12 protein-coding genes are annotated in these 17,032 nt (G+C 41.4%); 1 reads left to right on the forward strand and 11 read right to left on the reverse strand.

The window, feature by feature from the left end; genetic code table 11:
- Positions 1-114: 114 nt before the first annotated feature.
- The 7 genes from ACK2WI_RS18295 to ACK2WI_RS18325 all read right to left on the reverse strand — a co-directional run bounded on the left by ACK2WI_RS18295 (position 115) and on the right by ACK2WI_RS18325 (position 8,869).
- Positions 115-624: a ferritin-like domain-containing protein gene (locus tag ACK2WI_RS18295; RefSeq protein WP_409151894.1), complete on the reverse strand. Its 510-nt coding sequence runs from the start codon at positions 622-624 to the stop codon at positions 115-117.
- A 224-nt stretch (positions 625-848) separates the two neighbouring features.
- Positions 849-1,502: a DUF6766 family protein gene (locus tag ACK2WI_RS18300; RefSeq protein ID WP_409151895.1), complete on the reverse strand. Its 654-nt coding sequence runs from the start codon at positions 1,500-1,502 to the stop codon at positions 849-851.
- A 31-nt stretch (positions 1,503-1,533) separates the two neighbouring features.
- Positions 1,534-2,289: an SDR family oxidoreductase gene (locus ACK2WI_RS18305; RefSeq protein WP_409151896.1), complete on the reverse strand. Its 756-nt coding sequence runs from the start codon at positions 2,287-2,289 to the stop codon at positions 1,534-1,536.
- A 595-nt stretch (positions 2,290-2,884) separates the two neighbouring features.
- Complete coding sequence (gene fabD / locus ACK2WI_RS18310) at positions 2,885-3,775, reverse strand: ACP S-malonyltransferase (RefSeq protein WP_409151897.1); 891 nt, start codon at positions 3,773-3,775, stop codon at positions 2,885-2,887.
- A gap of 30 nt (positions 3,776-3,805) precedes the next feature.
- Positions 3,806-5,035, reverse strand: coding sequence for a M16 family metallopeptidase (locus ACK2WI_RS18315; RefSeq protein ID WP_409151898.1), 1,230 nt, complete (start codon positions 5,033-5,035; stop codon positions 3,806-3,808).
- Between the two features lie 243 nt (positions 5,036-5,278).
- A complete protein-coding gene (locus ACK2WI_RS18320; RefSeq protein WP_409151899.1) occupies positions 5,279-8,119 on the reverse strand; it encodes an outer membrane beta-barrel protein in 2,841 nt (946 codons plus the stop codon).
- Between the two features lie 18 nt (positions 8,120-8,137).
- A complete protein-coding gene (locus ACK2WI_RS18325) occupies positions 8,138-8,869 on the reverse strand; it encodes a hypothetical protein (protein ID WP_409151900.1) in 732 nt (243 codons plus the stop codon).
- Between the two features lie 291 nt (positions 8,870-9,160).
- Here ACK2WI_RS18325 and ACK2WI_RS18330 point away from each other — a divergent pair, with 291 nt between their 5' ends.
- Positions 9,161-9,769: a ribonuclease HII gene (locus ACK2WI_RS18330; protein ID WP_409151901.1), complete on the forward strand. Its 609-nt coding sequence runs from the start codon at positions 9,161-9,163 to the stop codon at positions 9,767-9,769.
- A gap of 198 nt (positions 9,770-9,967) precedes the next feature.
- Here ACK2WI_RS18330 and ACK2WI_RS18335 read toward each other — a convergent pair whose 3' ends face one another.
- The 4 genes from ACK2WI_RS18335 to ACK2WI_RS18350 form a co-directional block, all read right to left on the reverse strand.
- The gene (locus ACK2WI_RS18335) at positions 9,968-12,439 is read right to left on the reverse strand and encodes a YfhO family protein (protein WP_409151902.1); all 2,472 of its coding nucleotides are present in this window, start codon (positions 12,437-12,439) and stop codon (positions 9,968-9,970) included.
- 172 nt (positions 12,440-12,611) lie between these two features.
- The gene (locus tag ACK2WI_RS18340) at positions 12,612-13,298 is read right to left on the reverse strand and encodes a TrkA family potassium uptake protein (protein ID WP_313366911.1); all 687 of its coding nucleotides are present in this window, start codon (positions 13,296-13,298) and stop codon (positions 12,612-12,614) included.
- A gap of 4 nt (positions 13,299-13,302) precedes the next feature.
- Entirely contained in the window at positions 13,303-15,087 is a 1,785-nt protein-coding gene (locus ACK2WI_RS18345; RefSeq protein WP_409151903.1) for a TrkH family potassium uptake protein, read from the reverse strand.
- A 66-nt stretch (positions 15,088-15,153) separates the two neighbouring features.
- Positions 15,154-16,959, reverse strand: coding sequence for a hypothetical protein (locus tag ACK2WI_RS18350; protein WP_409151904.1), 1,806 nt, complete (start codon positions 16,957-16,959; stop codon positions 15,154-15,156).
- Between the last annotated feature and the right edge of the window lie 73 nt (positions 16,960-17,032).

The raw sequence follows: 17,032 nt of genomic DNA on the forward strand, positions 1-17,032 counted from the left end.
CGATGATATCAAATTGTATATTTAAATCAATTGGGTCCTCAAAACAACGGGACCCGGTTCTGCCGCAAAAAGGGACTGATGAGAAGACGGTCATGTTTGGTATGCTCAGAATGATTAAGAATTTGCTTCTTTCATTGCAATATCTGTCAACAGGGCATCTGTTTCTTTTTCTTCCGCCAGGGTCATACCCAATGTTTCCTTTGCCTCCTTGTGGCCCATAAGGTTCGCATAGGTAACAAGGCAGCCATAACTGGCGATTTCATAATGCTCGACCTTCTGGGCGGCCGCAATCAGCGCTGCGTCCAATACTTCGGGGCTGTCCTGGAATTCTTCTATGATTTCCTCTGCCTCGGACAGCAGCCCCTCCATTGCCTTGCATTTCTTACCTCGTGCAGTGAGACCAACATGTTCGAATACTGTTTTCAACCTGTCAATGTGACCTTCTGTCTGTTCGTAATGTGCCTGAAAAGCCTTGCGCAGATTTTCCCCCTTGGCAGCATCTTTCAATTTTTTGAGACCTTTTAACAACTGGCGCTCTGCGCCAAGTATATCCCTAAGCTCGTCTACAAAAAGTTCGTGTAAATGTCCATTGGGCATCTCGCCATTTCCTTTCTTCTGTACCATGATTTTTGTTTTTAAAATTGTTATAAATATATCACCCATAGAACAGGTAAAATCCAAAACAGTTCATTTTTATGTGAGAAGGATTTGCATGCCAGATTTCAGGGGGCTGGATGGAACAATCGTCCATCTACAGTTGACCCAGCATACTGGTACCATGCCATATGGATAGGGCCGTAAAAAACTAAGCAACAATTTTAAACCTATCATAGGCCCCAGGCAGCACATTATTTGCCCGTTTCCAGGTGTGCACTGTCCACCGGTTTGGACTCTGGGGATCCCTTTTGTCTAAGGAAAATGGTCAAAATAACAATAGATGCTACGGACAAGAACTCACTTTGCCAATTCTGGAAGGTCTCAAACCAGAACGTGGGCTCACCCAAATATTCGTTCAGGCCGATAATTGGCTTTCCCTCAAGGGCATTTTCCTCCATTTTTCCCTTGTAGCTGCCATAAAGGTGCAGGACCCAGGAAAAAAGAAAAAGTAAAATAAAGGCAATTGAGAGTGAATTTTTATAGACAACCAATCTCCAGCCACCCTTTTTGACCACGTTGGGGGCACCGGGCCGATTTCCAGGTTCCCGGTCGACCTCCTCTTTTCCCTCGATTTTCTTTGATTCGGCCGAACCGATCTGCCGCAGGAAAATGGTGAGGATCACATATAGGGCCATTTGTAGGAATTCACTCTGGAAATTTTCAAAGGTTGCCGAAATAAAGTGTCCACTTCTCAGATACTCCGTAAAGGGCAGGGACTGCCCTTTGTCCTGGTATTCAGAAAGGAGTTCCCTCCAGCCGAAAAAGACCTGCGCAGCGAATGAAAGAAAGAACAGGCTTATGAAAACGATGGACAGGCTGTTTTTATACCAAAAGTTTCTTTTCATGTTGTATACGGTGTTAAATTCGGTAAGGTTCCTAGATCAATTGCTTTAACGGTTTAATTTTCACCTCCGCAACTGAAATCCGTCGGTCCATTTGCAGGATGTAGGCAATCAGGTCTGCAATGTCTTGGGCATCCAGCATTTCGCCCTTATTTTGGAGCTCTCTTTTCTCCTGGGGTGTCTGGGGCTGCATATCGGTGCTCACTGATCCGGGCTCGATCAGGGCTACGCGGATATTGTATGGGTTCACCTCCTTTCGGAGCGCTTCAGTGAAACCCTGGATACCCGCCTTGCTGGCTACGTACCCTGAACTCCCGGCATCGCGGGTATCAGAGCTCATAGAGCCTATATTAAGGATATCACCTTCTAGTCCATTGTCCATCATCCGTTGGGCAAAGAAACCGGAAAGGTGCATATAGGCGACCAGGTTTGTTTCTATCATGTGGTTGATTTCCCGGATTTCCACCCCGACAACTCCGCCGAATCCCATGCCAGCGTTGTTCACCAATATTTCAAAGGGACCGTGTTCCTGCCAAATGTCGTCCAATAGTTCCTTTGTTACCTGCATTCTGCTCAGATCATGGACAATTGGGGTAATCCATCTTCCCAGTCCCCTCTGTTCTGCATCCCTGAGGACGTCGTGCATCTTAGCGCTATCTCTCCCTACGATAAACACCCTATATCCCATTTTGGCCAGCAACAGGGCTGTGGCCCTGCCTATCCCGGATGTCCCACCCGTAAGAAAGACCTTTTTAGTTCGAACTTGTTCTTCCATATTTAAAATTTTCAACCTTATATAGGTTCATGTATAGGTAGTGAACAGTTTCAAGGACATTTGGTTGGGAGAGAATTATTAGGACTTTTGTGCGTCCGCCAGGCTTTTTCTAATTAAAAGCCAAAAAACGGGAAAATTGATGTGTTGTGTGAAAGTTCCTATTTGATTCCTTTTATCTAATCATCCTGAATAATAAAAATTTTTTAGAGAAATTGCGATTGTTGAGATCTGGTTTTTCGCAATGGATACTTGCCTGTTGCATGGGCGACGGCCGGAAAAACGAACCAAACCGTCATAAATGGGAAACCGAGATAATAGCTGTCATGATGGTTATCTTATTTAGGGGGAACCGTTGTTAACTCTAGGACCTGAAAGGGCGAATGCTGAAAATATGGTTTTCTGGGCATCATATATGAGCCCTTTTTGGAGAGTCGACGTGCCATTGTTTATGGCGCATCTGAGATGAAGTACGGCCGGACTTACGGATTTAAGCGTTACCCCAGATTTAAAAAGCCGGAAACAGAAGCCTAGGCAGGCTGGACAGCGGGGCGGACCCATTTGTGGGAAGTCCGCCCATCGCTCCATCCCCTCTAAAGAATAAGGGGTTATTTTACTGTGCTGTTGTCGCAGAAGAGGTCGGAATCTGACGGTCAACCTTCTTAACCAAACCCTGAAGTACGTTCCCCGGACCGACCTCTACGAAACTTTCAGCACCATCTGCTAGCATGGTCTCTACAGACTGTGTCCAACGTACTGCGCCAGTCAATTGGGCTATAAGATTGTCTTTTATCGCTGTAGGATCTTGATATGGCAAGGCATCGTAGTTCTGGTAAATAGGACAGACCGGAACCTGGATTTCAACATCCAAGATAGCAGCTTCCAATTCCTGTTTTGCTGCCTCCATCAAGGGAGAGTGGAATGCACCACCTACATTTAACTTTAATGCACGTTTAGCACCGGCTTTCAATAGTTTTTCGCAAGCTTTGTCAACGCCAGAAACAGATCCTGAAATAACCAATTGTCCTGGGCAGTTGTAATTAGCTGCAACAACTATATCATCAACTTGTTCACAAACCTCCTCTACAATTACATCGTCCAATCCTAAGATAGCAGCCATAGTTCCCGGTTGCAATTCCGTAGCTTTTTGCATGGCATTAGCACGTTTAGAAACCAATTTCAATCCATCTTCAAAAGATAGTGCTCCAGCAGAGACCAACGCAGAGAATTCACCTAAGGAGTGTCCTGCAACCATCGCTGGCTGAAAGCTATCGCCCAAGGCCTTTGCTAAAATCACAGAATGCAAAAAGATGGATGGTTGGGTTACTTTAGTTTGTTTCAGGTCCTCTTCGGTACCATTGAACATGATGTCGGTGATACGGAAGCCTAAAATTTCATTGGCTTTTTCGAATAAAGCCTTTGATTCTTCGTTTGAGTCGTATAAGTCCTTACCCATGCCCACAAATTGTGCACCTTGGCCAGGAAAAATATATGCTGTTTTCATATGCATTAGTTTAATTCAACAAAAATATACTTAATCTTCGGGTAGAAAAGAAAGAGATGAAAGATTTTCTTTACTGAAAACCTCATTTGCTATATCTAAAATCTCTTTGGAGCTTACCAAATCAATTTTATCGAAAACTTCTGGAAGACCAACCACACGATTATAATCTAAGATGTTCTTTGCCTCGGCGATCAACAGGCTCATCCTATTTTCCTCAGCGAGTGCTATCTGTCCCTTGAATTTATCCTTCGCCTTTTCCAACGCTTGTGCACTTAATGCCTGTTCTTTTAGTTTAGTCAATTCCTTATAAATCAGTTTTAAGGTTTTATCCACTTTTTCAGCATCCGTACCAAAATAGATACTGAATAGGCCAGTGTCCGAATAAAGACTGTAGTTGGATTCAATGGTATAGGCAATGCCGTATTTCTCACGGATATTAAGGTTCAGGATATTGGACATTCCATAGCCCCCTAATAGATTGTTCAATAATAAAAGTCCTGTTTTTCTGTCATCATGGATTCCAAAAGCGGGTCCGCCTAAAACCACATGGGCCTGATTGATGGGCCTTTCTTTTTCTATCATGGCAACCTCTGGCTTGACCAGGTCTTCGGCTTCATGTGTCCACTGATGGTTATTTGGATTGCCAAAGCATTTATCCGCTATCTTAAGTACCTTTTTATCTGAATAATTACCAGAGATGGCAATTACGATCTTGGAAGCATCATAATGTTGGTCGATGAAACGTTTGATATCGTCTTGCTCAATGGCCTTTAAATCATCTTCCAGACCTAGGATATTGTGACCAAGTCCGGTGTTCTTGAAAACCTGATCTTCGAAATCATCCATGATGGACTCCTCAGGACTATCTAGGTAAGAGGCCATCTCATCTAGGATCACCTCTTTTTCCTTATCCATTTCCTCCTCCGGAAATACCGAGTGGAATAAGATATCTTCAAATAGGTCCAATGCCCTTTCCAGATAAGGATTTAAAAAGGAAGCATGGATACAAGTATATTCCTTGGTCGTATAGGCGTTTAAGTCGCCCCCAACGGATTCCAATCGGTTTAAGATCTGATTGGTGCTCCTGCGTTCCGTACGCTTGAATAACAAGTGCTCAATAAAGTGGGCCGTTCCAAACTTACCGAACTCCTCATGCCTAGATCCGGCATCCACAATCAAACAAATATGCGTAATGGAAGAGGAATGGGGCTGAAACAAAACTCGCAACCCGTTATCAAGTTGGAATATCTTATGATCCATATAGAAAAATTGAATGACAAAGGTAGGGAATAGTATTGAGATGTGAGACGTGAGATATGAGAGGACGATAAAGCGGCAAAAGCAGATGGGAAATCAATATATATTAATAATCAAGGAGGTATAAATATCTTGTTCAAAAAAAGGTCAGGGAAAATCACTGACCTTATATGTTTGAAATAATCTTTAAACAAGATTTTGAGCCCTTTTCTCAAATCTTATATCTCAATACTCAAATCTAATTTACTACATCCTAGGCCTTCTCATTCCGGGAGGCATGCCGTCGTTGTCGGTTGGGGCTATGCCAGAGAATTTTTGGAGTTTGAAGGTGAATGTTAGCATAAAGTAACGACCAAGGCGGTTTGTTTGCCTGTCGATGGTCATGTTTTCTTGAACGGTTCTTGAAAGGTTGGTTTGCTCATTCAATAAATCGAATGCTTGGAAACGGATGGTTCCGCGTTGGTCTTTCAATAGTTTTTGTTCAATATAGGTGTTGATGATAAATGGATTAGCATTTGTCAATGGTCCATAACCGTTATTGAATGTCTTGGAAAGGTCTGCACCGAAAATTGTGGTTGGCGTGATGTTCACCGAACCGATCACGGTAGGTGTCCAAGAGGAAACGTTATTGTTAAAATTGCCTAAGGAGCTTCTGCTATAGTTATATGAATATCTTACCCCTGGATTCAATTCAAAGTTTTCAGAAGGATTGTATCGGAAAAACAGGCCTTGCATAAATACCCAGTTGTTCGTAATATTCTTCATCCCTTCGGTGGCACTCAACTCTCTGGCCGTATAGGCAATGTTCTTGTTGAAGTTCACACTTCCCATCAACATCAAGTTATAGGTTTTTTCCTTTAGAGATTTTCCGAAGTGGTAGAATGAACTCAAGTTATAAACCGGATCGGCTTCATTCAGGTACCTAGTCTCCGAAATCACACCACCTGTAGGGTTGTTTTCACGTTTTACGAAGCTCACGATCTTATCTGAAGTCAAGTTACCATTAATCATGGCAAAGAAGGTATTCCCTTTTTGGAAATCACCACCACGGTACCTCAACATCATTCTATGTCTGAATTCAGGATTCAGGTTCGGGTTACCATATACTACATTGGTTGATGAATTTCCGACTGCATAAGGAAGAATCTGATTGATATTGGGCTCCGTCGACGAGCCAGAATAATTGACACTCAAATTCTTTTGTCTGGAGAATTTATACTCAAACCTTGCGATCGGCATCCAGTTTAGGTTAGATCGATCGATAATCGCATTGTCATCACTACTTGAGGTCGTACCTTTTAATAAAGAAGGTTGAACAGCAGCACCGATGGAGTATTTCACCTTATCGTTTTCAAAAGCATAATTTGCTCCGATTCTATGGGTGGTAAAGGAATAATCCTGATCATAATGATAATTAAGGATTCGATCGTCTAAATTAGGCAAAGCGTTTCCTTCTTCATCAAAGGCATCCTGATTCTGTTTATTGTCGTAATTATTTTTATTGAAGTCGTACTGGATCTCAATTTTTCCATTTTGGGAAATCGGTTCTAGATAAGATACACTAGCCCCAGCATTCCAGCTTTTATTGTTGACTTCACGGATAGTTTGTTCATAGATTTCCACCATGGCTGTATTGGCGTTGTTCGGATCTTCGATTAAGCGATCCAATACACCTTGATAATCTTGGGTTGTAGCGGCATTATCATAATTGAAGTTCATGAAGAAGTTCCTTCCTTTATCGCTTAACTTTCTATTGTATAGACCACTGACCCCAAACCTAGGCGCGTCCAAGTTTCCGCTTTCTACCCTATTGTCATTGGTTTCCCTATCGTTCACAAAATCAAACCAATTCCCTACGGAATGTGAATTTGATTTCGTCCCAGAAAAACCTAATTGTGGAGTAAGTTTAATATAATCTTTATCCGAAATATTCCATTCTAAATTTGCTTCAAAACGATGGCTTGAAACTATATTATTAGCTGTAGAGTCTGAACGTTGTTCCAGATTATCGCCATCTGAACCCATGTTATAGCTCGTCAAACTGTTGGTCAGGGTTGTATTGTCATCCCTGCCATAAGAGTAACTACCATATACTTTCAAGGTTTCAGAGAAATCATGACGGATATTGACCCCGATTGACCCAACATCGGTTATACCAGATGCGCCTCCAAACATTCCGCCGCCACCACCTGGGCGCCCACCACCCCCTTGACGCATCCTTGCTCCACCACCGATGGTCCGGAAGTCAAACAGGGAAGCATTCACGTTGTTAAGGTTACCTAATATGGAGACTTGGGTTTTATTGGTCATCCCCATCCACATACCCGTGGCTTGGTAGCGATCGTCCGTACCATATCCTGCACGGAGCGTGGTCATAAATCCCTTATTGTATTTAGGGTCGATCTGGATATTGATGATCTTTTCCGAATCGCCTGATTTATTTCCGGTCACATTAGCCATGTCACCATAGTCATCAACGACTTGAATTTTCTCGATAATATTAGCTGGAAGGTTTTGTGTAGCGGTTTTCACGTCTCCACCGAAGAAGTCTTTTCCGTTGATCCTCACTTTGGTAACGGTTTCACCCTGTGCAGTTACATTCCCGTCCTTGTCAACTTCTACCCCCTGCAATTTCTTTAGGGCATCTTCAGCAACCGATCCTTCACGAAGTTTGAGGTCTTTGGTAGAATATTCTACCGTATCGCCCTTAACCTGCACAGTCAGTACACCTTGGATAACTACTTCTTCGATTTGGTTTTCATTGACAGCCAATTCAAAACTAGGGATTTGGATTTCCTCTTGCCCTGCAGGAAAATCCACTTCCTTTTCAAAAGGAGAGAAACCTAAGCTGCTCACCCTGATCTTAAATTTTGTGGCTTTAACATTTTCAAAGGTATAGAAACCGGCATTGGTGGAGCTGGTTGCTATGGTATCAGTAGCAGTCATCAACCGCACTGATGCCCCCGATATGGGTCTTGATTCGGTATCCCGAAGCATCCCAGATACAATACGGCCAGATTGACCGTACACGGTAATTCCCATCGCCATGAAGCATAAGCATAACAAGGCTTTCAATAATCTATCCATATATCAATTAAACTAATTCTAGTTCAGCGTCCCTAAGACCCAAGCATCAATATTGGTCTTATACGGACTTTTAACCGTCGGGCTGTATCGACCGTACATCGATCCCCTGGGGTCAGGTCTGCTCTTGATAGTTTTCTGTAATATGGTAAATCTATTGTTAATCATGATTTGGATAGCAATTGGACCTTTTAGATCCTTGATACCAATTGCCTGAATCGGAATTTTTGATTCATAAACCAAAACATCATTGTCCATCAATTTTGCTAATGCCAGCACGCCATACGTGTTATCGAATGACAGCCTACCATCTACAATCCGAGCAAAACCCTTCACACCATAACCCCTGCTTCGCTTGATCAACTCTTCGCGAACATTCATATTCGGGAGGTTTTCGTCGTTTACCATGGCTCTGACTGACTCGCTGTCTGGAATCGGAAAGACTAAAATAGCCCCATCTTTCTTTTTTCCTTCAGGGTTGATATTCACGATGATACCATTTCGAGCTGCTTCCTGTTGCAAGGCAAGGTTCTTGATTTGAACTGCGGTGTACAGATAGTTAGCGTCGTTTGTAACAGCAAAACTCCAGCTGGAATCTTGACCTATCACAGATAGCTGATTTTCCCATTCCTTGAGGTCTCCGTCGACCTGGATTTGGAAAGTGGGTAAAATAGCATATCGGTCTTTTTTCTTCTGCGCCAACAGGGTTGAACTAGCAAAAATTAGAATGGCAATAATGATATTCCTTTTCATACAATTCAAGTAATCTTGTATTTACCAGCAGTATAAGAAAAAAAATTATATTCCCGAATACATAGCAAAGAAAAACACAAGAAGTGTAAATTAGTGTAAAACGAGGTTAATCACGGAGTTGTTACATTTAATTGGAGAGAATTTAGTATAAAGAATTTAGTATTTAGACTCTATCTTCAGTCAGGGTTTCAATGATTTTGGCATTGTTTTCTTGTTTTCCAAACGATTAATCTATCGGCGTTGGCCCCATCTAAGTACTAAATACTAATTACTAAATACTACCTTTACAGCATGAATTCAATTACATTACTATCGACTTTTCAGCAGGATTTTATAGAGGCGGGATGTGATGAGGCTGGGCGTGGGTGTTTGGCGGGGCCGGTATTTGCGGCGGCAGTGATATTTCCGGCAGATTACTGTAATCCGGTATTGAATGATTCAAAGAAGCTATCTGAGAAAAAGCGCATGGAATTAAGGCCTGTCATCGAGAATGAAGCCATGGCTTATGCAGTTGCGAGTGTGTCGGCTGAAGAGATTGATAAAATCAATATCCATAAAGCTTCTTACCTAGCCATGCACAAAGCCTTGGATATGCTGGGCGTGAAGCCCGGCTTCCTGATCATTGATGGCAATAAGTTTATTCCTTATCCTAATGTTCCCCATTCATGCATCGTTAAGGGCGATGGCAAGTACCTGTCCATTGCAGCAGCTTCTATCTTAGCGAAGACCTATCGGGATGAGTATATGGAAAACATTGCGAATGATTATCCTGAGTATGATTGGATGCAGAATAAAGGTTATCCGACCATAAAACATAGACAAGCCGTCTTAAAAATGGGATTGACACCTCACCATAGAAAGACCTTTAGAGTTACTGAACCACAGTTGACTTTGTTTTAGGGGAGGATGTATTTTCTCTCCCGTCGACTTCGGGGATCACCCTGGGCTTTGATCTATGGAACAGCACGACAGCATCCGATGGTTGAGCGGGATCCCGGCTTCGCTCGATAGCCGTCGTAGTCGAGCACAACAACCAAAACACATAAAAAAGGAGATTCTCTAGACAAGAATCTCCTTTTTCTATACGTATAAGCCTATTTATTTAGCTTTTTCTTTTCTATGTTTTATGGACAACCATATTGCGAATCCTAGACCTAAAACCAGGGTTATCGACGCGATCAATGAAATGATATTGCTGATTCGCATAGAATCTGGTGCAAAAACAAATTCCACTTTGTGGTTTCCTCCCGGGAGCGATAAACCTCTCAACAGGTAATCTGTTCTGATGATTGGCACTTCTTCGCCATCAACGTAAGCTTTCCATCCTTTGTCATAGTAAATCTCCGAGAATACCGCAAAAACATTGTTCCCTGCTGAGTACTCATATTTCAATGTATCTGGATGGTAAGATGTCAATTTGATTTCAGCGTTATTCGGCTGACCAATAGATTTATCACCTAACTGACCTTTCAATCCTTCATTGACAATTGCTTCTTTTTTAGGATCGAAGGTTCCCAGAGCATCCATCTCCGCTTGGTTGCTATTCACAAATTTAATGTTGTTCACAAACCATGCATTTCCTAAAGCAGAACTTCTGCGTTGGATCCTATCCGAATTGTTGCTCTGATCTTTTGTAATGATATAACGGACATTCAACATATCCAATACATCTTCATTTAGGTTCCCATTGAACTGATGTTCCAATAATTCTTGGAAACGCATCAATTTAGCGGCATGATAACCACCGATACTTTTATGGAAGTACGATGCACTAGCATCATTGAAAGGACTGGTTGTCAAATCAAATACCCTATAAGAAAGGTCTTTGTCCAAATGGATCAATTGATCGACTTCTCTTTCAGGAATTGGTTTTTCATAGATGCCCTTATCTACAAAAGATTCTGTGTTTAAGTATCTCTTATCAACTGTCCAAAGATCCACTAGCGTAATAACAGCTACTGCAGCGATCAAGATCCCTGCATTAAGTTTTTTCTTGACGAAAAACCAAACGAAAGCTAAGGTCAAGACTACTATAAAGAAAGAACGCCAAGCATCATTTGAGGCCATATCTGCACGATCTTTCAGCAATGAATTTGCTAATTCACTGGCTAAACTTGGATCCTGGATAAATTGTTGCAGAGAAGCAATGTATTCCTGATGGTTTGACGTACGTAGAGAAAGCAGACTTGGCATCAAAGCAATAAGTAGACAGATTAAGGCTACGGCACCTCCAGAATACAATACTTTTTTATCTAGGTCTTTGATTTCATTTCCGCGGGTAATAATCTCGTTCAATCCCATGATTGCAAGTAACGGGATCAAAACAGATGGAATTACCAATATTGATTCTACCGCCCTGAATTTGTTGTACATTGGGAAGTAGTCAAAGAACAGGTCAGAAATAAATGGTAAGTGACGACCAAAAGAAAGTAGAAGAGTCAGGGCAGTTGCTGCCAGAATCCACCATTTTAATCGGTCTCTTACCACAAATAGGGCTAGGACAAACAAGAAAATCACTCCTGCACCAAAATACCAAGGTCCAGAAGTAAATTGCTTCTCACCCCAATAGGTAGGGAATAGTCTGTTTGCATATTGAAGAGCTTCTTCTTTGGTAGCACCAAATTTCTCCAAGCTTTTTATGGTATTTGACTCTGCTGTTAATGTACCTCCAGAACGGCCGCCATAGGCATTTGGAATCAAGAAGGTAATATTTTCACCAATACCTTGGCTCCAAGCATAGGCATATTCCTTATCCAGACCTGCAGCAGATTTACCAGAATCATCTGTTTTGCTGATATTGGCCTTGCCACGGATGGTCTCTTTGCTATATTCATAAGTCGGGAACAACACCGAGGCGTTTACCAAAATGGCGACAACCACCCCAACGAGCTGCAAACCTGTAGCTTTTAAGAAATTGTTCAGTTTTTTGTCGCGGATAGCATAATATAATTCAAATCCTACCAATACCAATAAGGCAAGGAAGAGGTAATAGGTCATTTGAATGTGGTTTGCCCTTAGTTCCAGCGCTAAGAACAGGGCCAGTAAACTGGGGCCCCAAAACTTACTGCCGCGGTAACAGAGGATAACAGAACCGATGATCGGTGCGAAATAGGCGATGGCATAGGCTTTATTGATGTGCCCAGCTTCGACATATATCATATTATAGGATGAAAACGCAAGGGCGACGGCACCAATGGCGGCGACCCAAGGTTTCATTCGCAATACGGCGAACAGGAAATAACCGCCCAAAAGGAACATCAACAAGACATCTGCTGGCGGAGGGAATATTGCCCTGATAGCCGGTCCGATATGGGTAGTGATATTATTGGCATGATCATACCAAATCTGGTAGGTTGGCATTCCCCCGAACATGGAATTCGTCCATAATGGAGTTGTACCGTCTTTTTCTCTATAATCGAAAATTTCTTTCTGACTACCACGAGCTTGCATCACGTCACTTTGCAATAAGGTTTTGCCTTGCCATACGGGCGTAAAATAAAACACCACTAGAAGCAAGAAGATGCCTATAATGATTAAGTGATTCTGATTTTCCTTAAACCAAGTTTTCATCTAGTAATTAATAGGATTATTAATGATATAGCTCCAAAAATATAGAATAGAAGTGAGATTTGAGATAAGAGAAATGAGAAAGTTGAAATAAAACAAGAGAAGCTTATCGGATTGGACAGCTTCTTAGATTGATTAATTTTGTCTAGGGGAAGGATCTAGGCTAAAGTTTAATTTAGGCTTTCTGAATCAAATCTTTAATATTTGCCAGCTCTCCGAACAGGACGAGAAGATCGTTTTCCATTAATACGGTGTCGGATTTTGCAATTCCCGAAGCCTCCTTATTTACCCGGGTTGAACCATCTTTTGTGGTTTCATTTTCTACATGGACCGTCGTAAGGACAATGACCTTGTATTTATTGGTCAGATCAGCTTCTTTTAGGGTCATTCCTACATATTTGCTGGGCACTTTAGTTTCGATTATGCTGTATTTTTCAGAAATCTTGAAGGAGTCTACAATATCAATATTATCCAAGCGCATCGCCAGTCGCTCCGCAGCTTCTTCCTCAGGCATGATATATTCATCAATGTTCATGGCTTCCAATACCGTTTTCTGAAGGTCTGAAACAACTCGCCCGATGATTCTTTTTACTTTCAATTGTTTCAACAAGGCTACTGTCATCAGACTTGCCCCCTCTTCTTCACCTATCGCCACGATCACGGCATTACTTTCCCGCAAAGGCAATGAACTTACCGCATCGCGGTCGGTACTGTCCAGACACACAGTATGCGTAATTCGGTCCTTGGTCTGTTCAACAATGCTTATGTTTTTATCAGCCGCAATGACTTCATGACCTAGCTCGGTAAGGTGGATGGCTAAAGATCTCCCAAAGTGCCCTAATCCTAATACTATATATTTCATACTCTTAAAACAATACTTTTTCAGTTGGATAAATATAGCTTTTGTTCCTTGTATTCTTGATGAATGCCACCAATAGGGTTAACATCCCTACCCTACCTACAAACATGGTAAACATTAAAATGATTTTACTAGTTGCAGTTAATGATGAGGTAATCCCCAATGATAGTCCACAAGTGGTATATGCAGATACAGATTCAAACAACAGAGGAATCATCTGTTGGTTTGGATCCGAAAAGTTCAAAAGAATAAAACTCAATGTGATGGTCAGAACCGATAGCAAGATAATGGCGAATGCCTTATTGACAGATTCTGATGCGATTTTCCGTTTATATATTTCAATAGATTCCTTACCCTTGGCAAGAGCAACAATATTCATCAATGCGATTGCTATGGTGGTTACTTTTACCCCACCTCCTGTTGATCCTGGAGAAACCCCGATCCACATCAGGGTCACGAACATGATCAAAGTGGGAATATTGATAAAGTTAAGGTCCACACTATTAAATCCTGCAGATCGGGTGGAATTGGCCATGAAAATTGAGGTCACCCATCTTCCAAATGAGGATTTGTCAGCCATCAGGCTGTGATTTTGTTCCAGAACAAAGAATGATATTGTAGCAAGGATGATAACAGTAACATTACAGACTACAATAAACCTGGAATTGAACGAAAAAACCTGTGGTTTATATCGATAGTTTTTCTTTAGTATCAGCCTACGAACCATGGATTTCACTTTCTCTTGGACCCAGGTATATAGATTAAATATGGTACCAAAGCCGAACCCTCCCAAAATAAACATGGATGCAACCGCTAACTGGAAGTTATAATTGAAACGGTATTCATCGCTGGTCACTCCATCTTTAATAATGGTAAAACCGGCATTACAGAATCCTGAGATAGCATGGAAACAGGAAAAGAAGATCATCTCTCCCACGGAATCAAAGTATTTAGCCTCTAGGGACGCAAAAATCATGACCGCTCCCATCAATTCAAAAAGCAGTGTTATAAAGATGATGGTCAGTAAAGTGGAGATTACGGAATTCAGTTTGTTTTCTCCCAAAATCTCCCCAAACATCAATTGATTCTTAAAGGAAAACCCCCCTGAAAAGAAATAACCGAAGAACCCCGTAAAGGTCATAATCCCCAGACCGCCGACTTGGATCAATGCCATGATAACGGATTGTCCAAAAAGGGAAAAGTTGGTAGAAATATCGGTGGTGGAAAGTCCAGTGATACAAACGGCACTGGTTGCCATAAAAAAGGCATCGACAAAGCTTAATGGAGCTTCCAAAGTAGTTCTTGGCAGCATCAGTAGAAATGCACCTAGAATAATCAATCCCAAGAAACTGATGACAAACAATATGGTAGGATTGAAATAGAAATTATCAAAGAAAAGACTGTTCTTGGATAGTTCTGAGAGGAAGATAATGGCAATTCCAAGATATAGCCATTCATCTTTTGCGAACGTGGACAAGATCCCTCCTGTTAATCGGGAAATGGTGATCAGAAGAAAGTAGGCGCTGACCATGACCCCCGTGTAATGGGAGACATTGATCCGTCGAGCAACTAATATGGATGAGGCCGTTCGAATGATTTCAAAGAGGAAAAGTCCATAGTATAACGCCACAACTGCATTATCGGTCAACTTTGCAACTTCAGGGTCGGTAATATAACCCACATGAACAACCATCGTTGCGGCACTGATCAAACTGACATAGAAAACGATCTGATCTACGGTTTTCTTTTTATAACGAAATATATATTTTAGGAAGCTAAATATCGAATCCATCAAGTTACAAACATAGCAATATCATTCATTAATGAGCGCCTGATTAAAAAAAGCTTTCACGTGAAACTAATTTTTCTCTTCTTCTTTTTCTTTGTCTTTCTTTTTGAAAATTCCTTTGAAGAAATTACCTGTACGCTTGATTACACCTTTAGTTTCATCTACGACATCTTTTCCTTTTTCAGCTGCACCAAGCAGTTTTGCCTCTCTTTCTTTGCTGATACCCGCACATTGCTTGATACCATCCAAGAGACTTTGCCAAAGGGTTTTGAAGAAGGTGTGTTCTGGAACACGTTTATAATTTACCTTGCCAATATGGTATTTTTCATTGGCATCCGGGTTACTATCATTGATCAGGATATTATTGACAACAAAGGATAGGACTCCTTTTTTTGTTTTGCTCATCCCTGGATCTATGGCATTCATCAGGTTTAATTTTAGATGGTCGTAATCGAATCTAAAATCTCCCCAGTTTCTATAGTCGTTCGCCTGAAAATTAAAACTGATGCTTCTGATATTTCCTGATGCTATTTCAGCATTTAGCAATGGTGTCAAAATTTTATTGAAAGCAGGGGCTTGCATCCTGCCTAAAGAGCCTTTATAGGTGTGGAAGCCGTCCTTGCTAAGCATATCGAATCCAAACTGGATCTTAAGCAGCCCTGCATTCATGATCCTGGCCTGTAAATCCGCACGCATGAACTTATCCTTTGCCAACAATGTACTGTCATTGGTGACATTCGTCAATGTTCCTTTCGCATGGTTAAAGGTAATTATCCCCTCTTTATTGTATTTCGCAGAATGCTCACCGTACAGCACATCTACATTATCCACGAAAACGGTATCGATCCGGATAAGCTGTTTCACTTTCATCAGTTGCTGTTGGGGAGACTTCCCTATCTTTGAACTGCTTTTCTTGGGATATCTCTTATCATTATATAATGAAACGGAACCATTTTTTATCTGTACGTGCTGGGAAATGGTTTGTTGGTTATCAATCAGCTCCTTGAAGTCTAATTTCTCAAACCGCAAAGTATCAAATTTCATAACAGCCATGGTAATGTTCTCATTTCGGGCTTTGAAATACGCCGCTTTACTCATTTTTGGAGCATACTCTACCTTGGTCAACAAGACGTTTTGGTCACGGGTATTCATGATCAGGTGGTCAAACTTGGCTTTGTAAATACCGTTTGAAAGTTCGTACTCGAACTTTGGCACCTCTACTTCAACCATCTTGGTGTAGAACAGGCGGGTGGTATCATGGATTGAAGCTTGATCCACCAAAACATCATGCACCTTAATCCCGATACTATCTAGAAGGATATCGCTTGACTTGCCCTCTTCGATTTTCGAGAACTTAAATTTTACGTTATCTATGTTGATGTCACGAACATTGATGGAACTAAAGACATCTTTGATATTATCATAAAGCGTCTTCGACTGTTTTGGCTGAATGGTATCATTATAGGCGTGGCGTTCGGATATCATATGGATATCAGGTGAATCAAAATTGATTTCCTTGATGTATAGTTTTCTGTTCTTGATGACATCCCAGATATTGAACCTACGGACTTTCAAGGCAGCCAGTTTAATATGATAGCGGCTATTTGGTGCCTCTTTTGAGAGGACCATTTGGCGATAGACAGCAGAATCAGGAATCAATTCTGCATTTTTAAGGGTGACATTCCCTAGGGCAACGTTAAGATCTAAATCATCGTATTTTAATGAATACAGACCGTCAGTAGCCTTAGAAACGGTTTCTTTCAGTTTCGTTTCAACAATAGGTTTCCAGTTTCGGCTATAATACCAGCCAATCCCCAAAATAGCCAAAATCAAGAAGGCTAAAATCCCAATAATCCATTTCCAAATAGGTTTCATAAAATTCAAAAAAACGGTTTATCCCCAGCTTGTGTTAATTCCTAACAACAATATAGCCAATATGTTTATTTAC

This window comes from Sphingobacterium sp. BS-2, assembly GCF_046161205.1.
GTDB classification, from domain to species: Bacteria; Bacteroidota; Bacteroidia; order Sphingobacteriales; family Sphingobacteriaceae; genus Sphingobacterium; species Sphingobacterium mizutaii.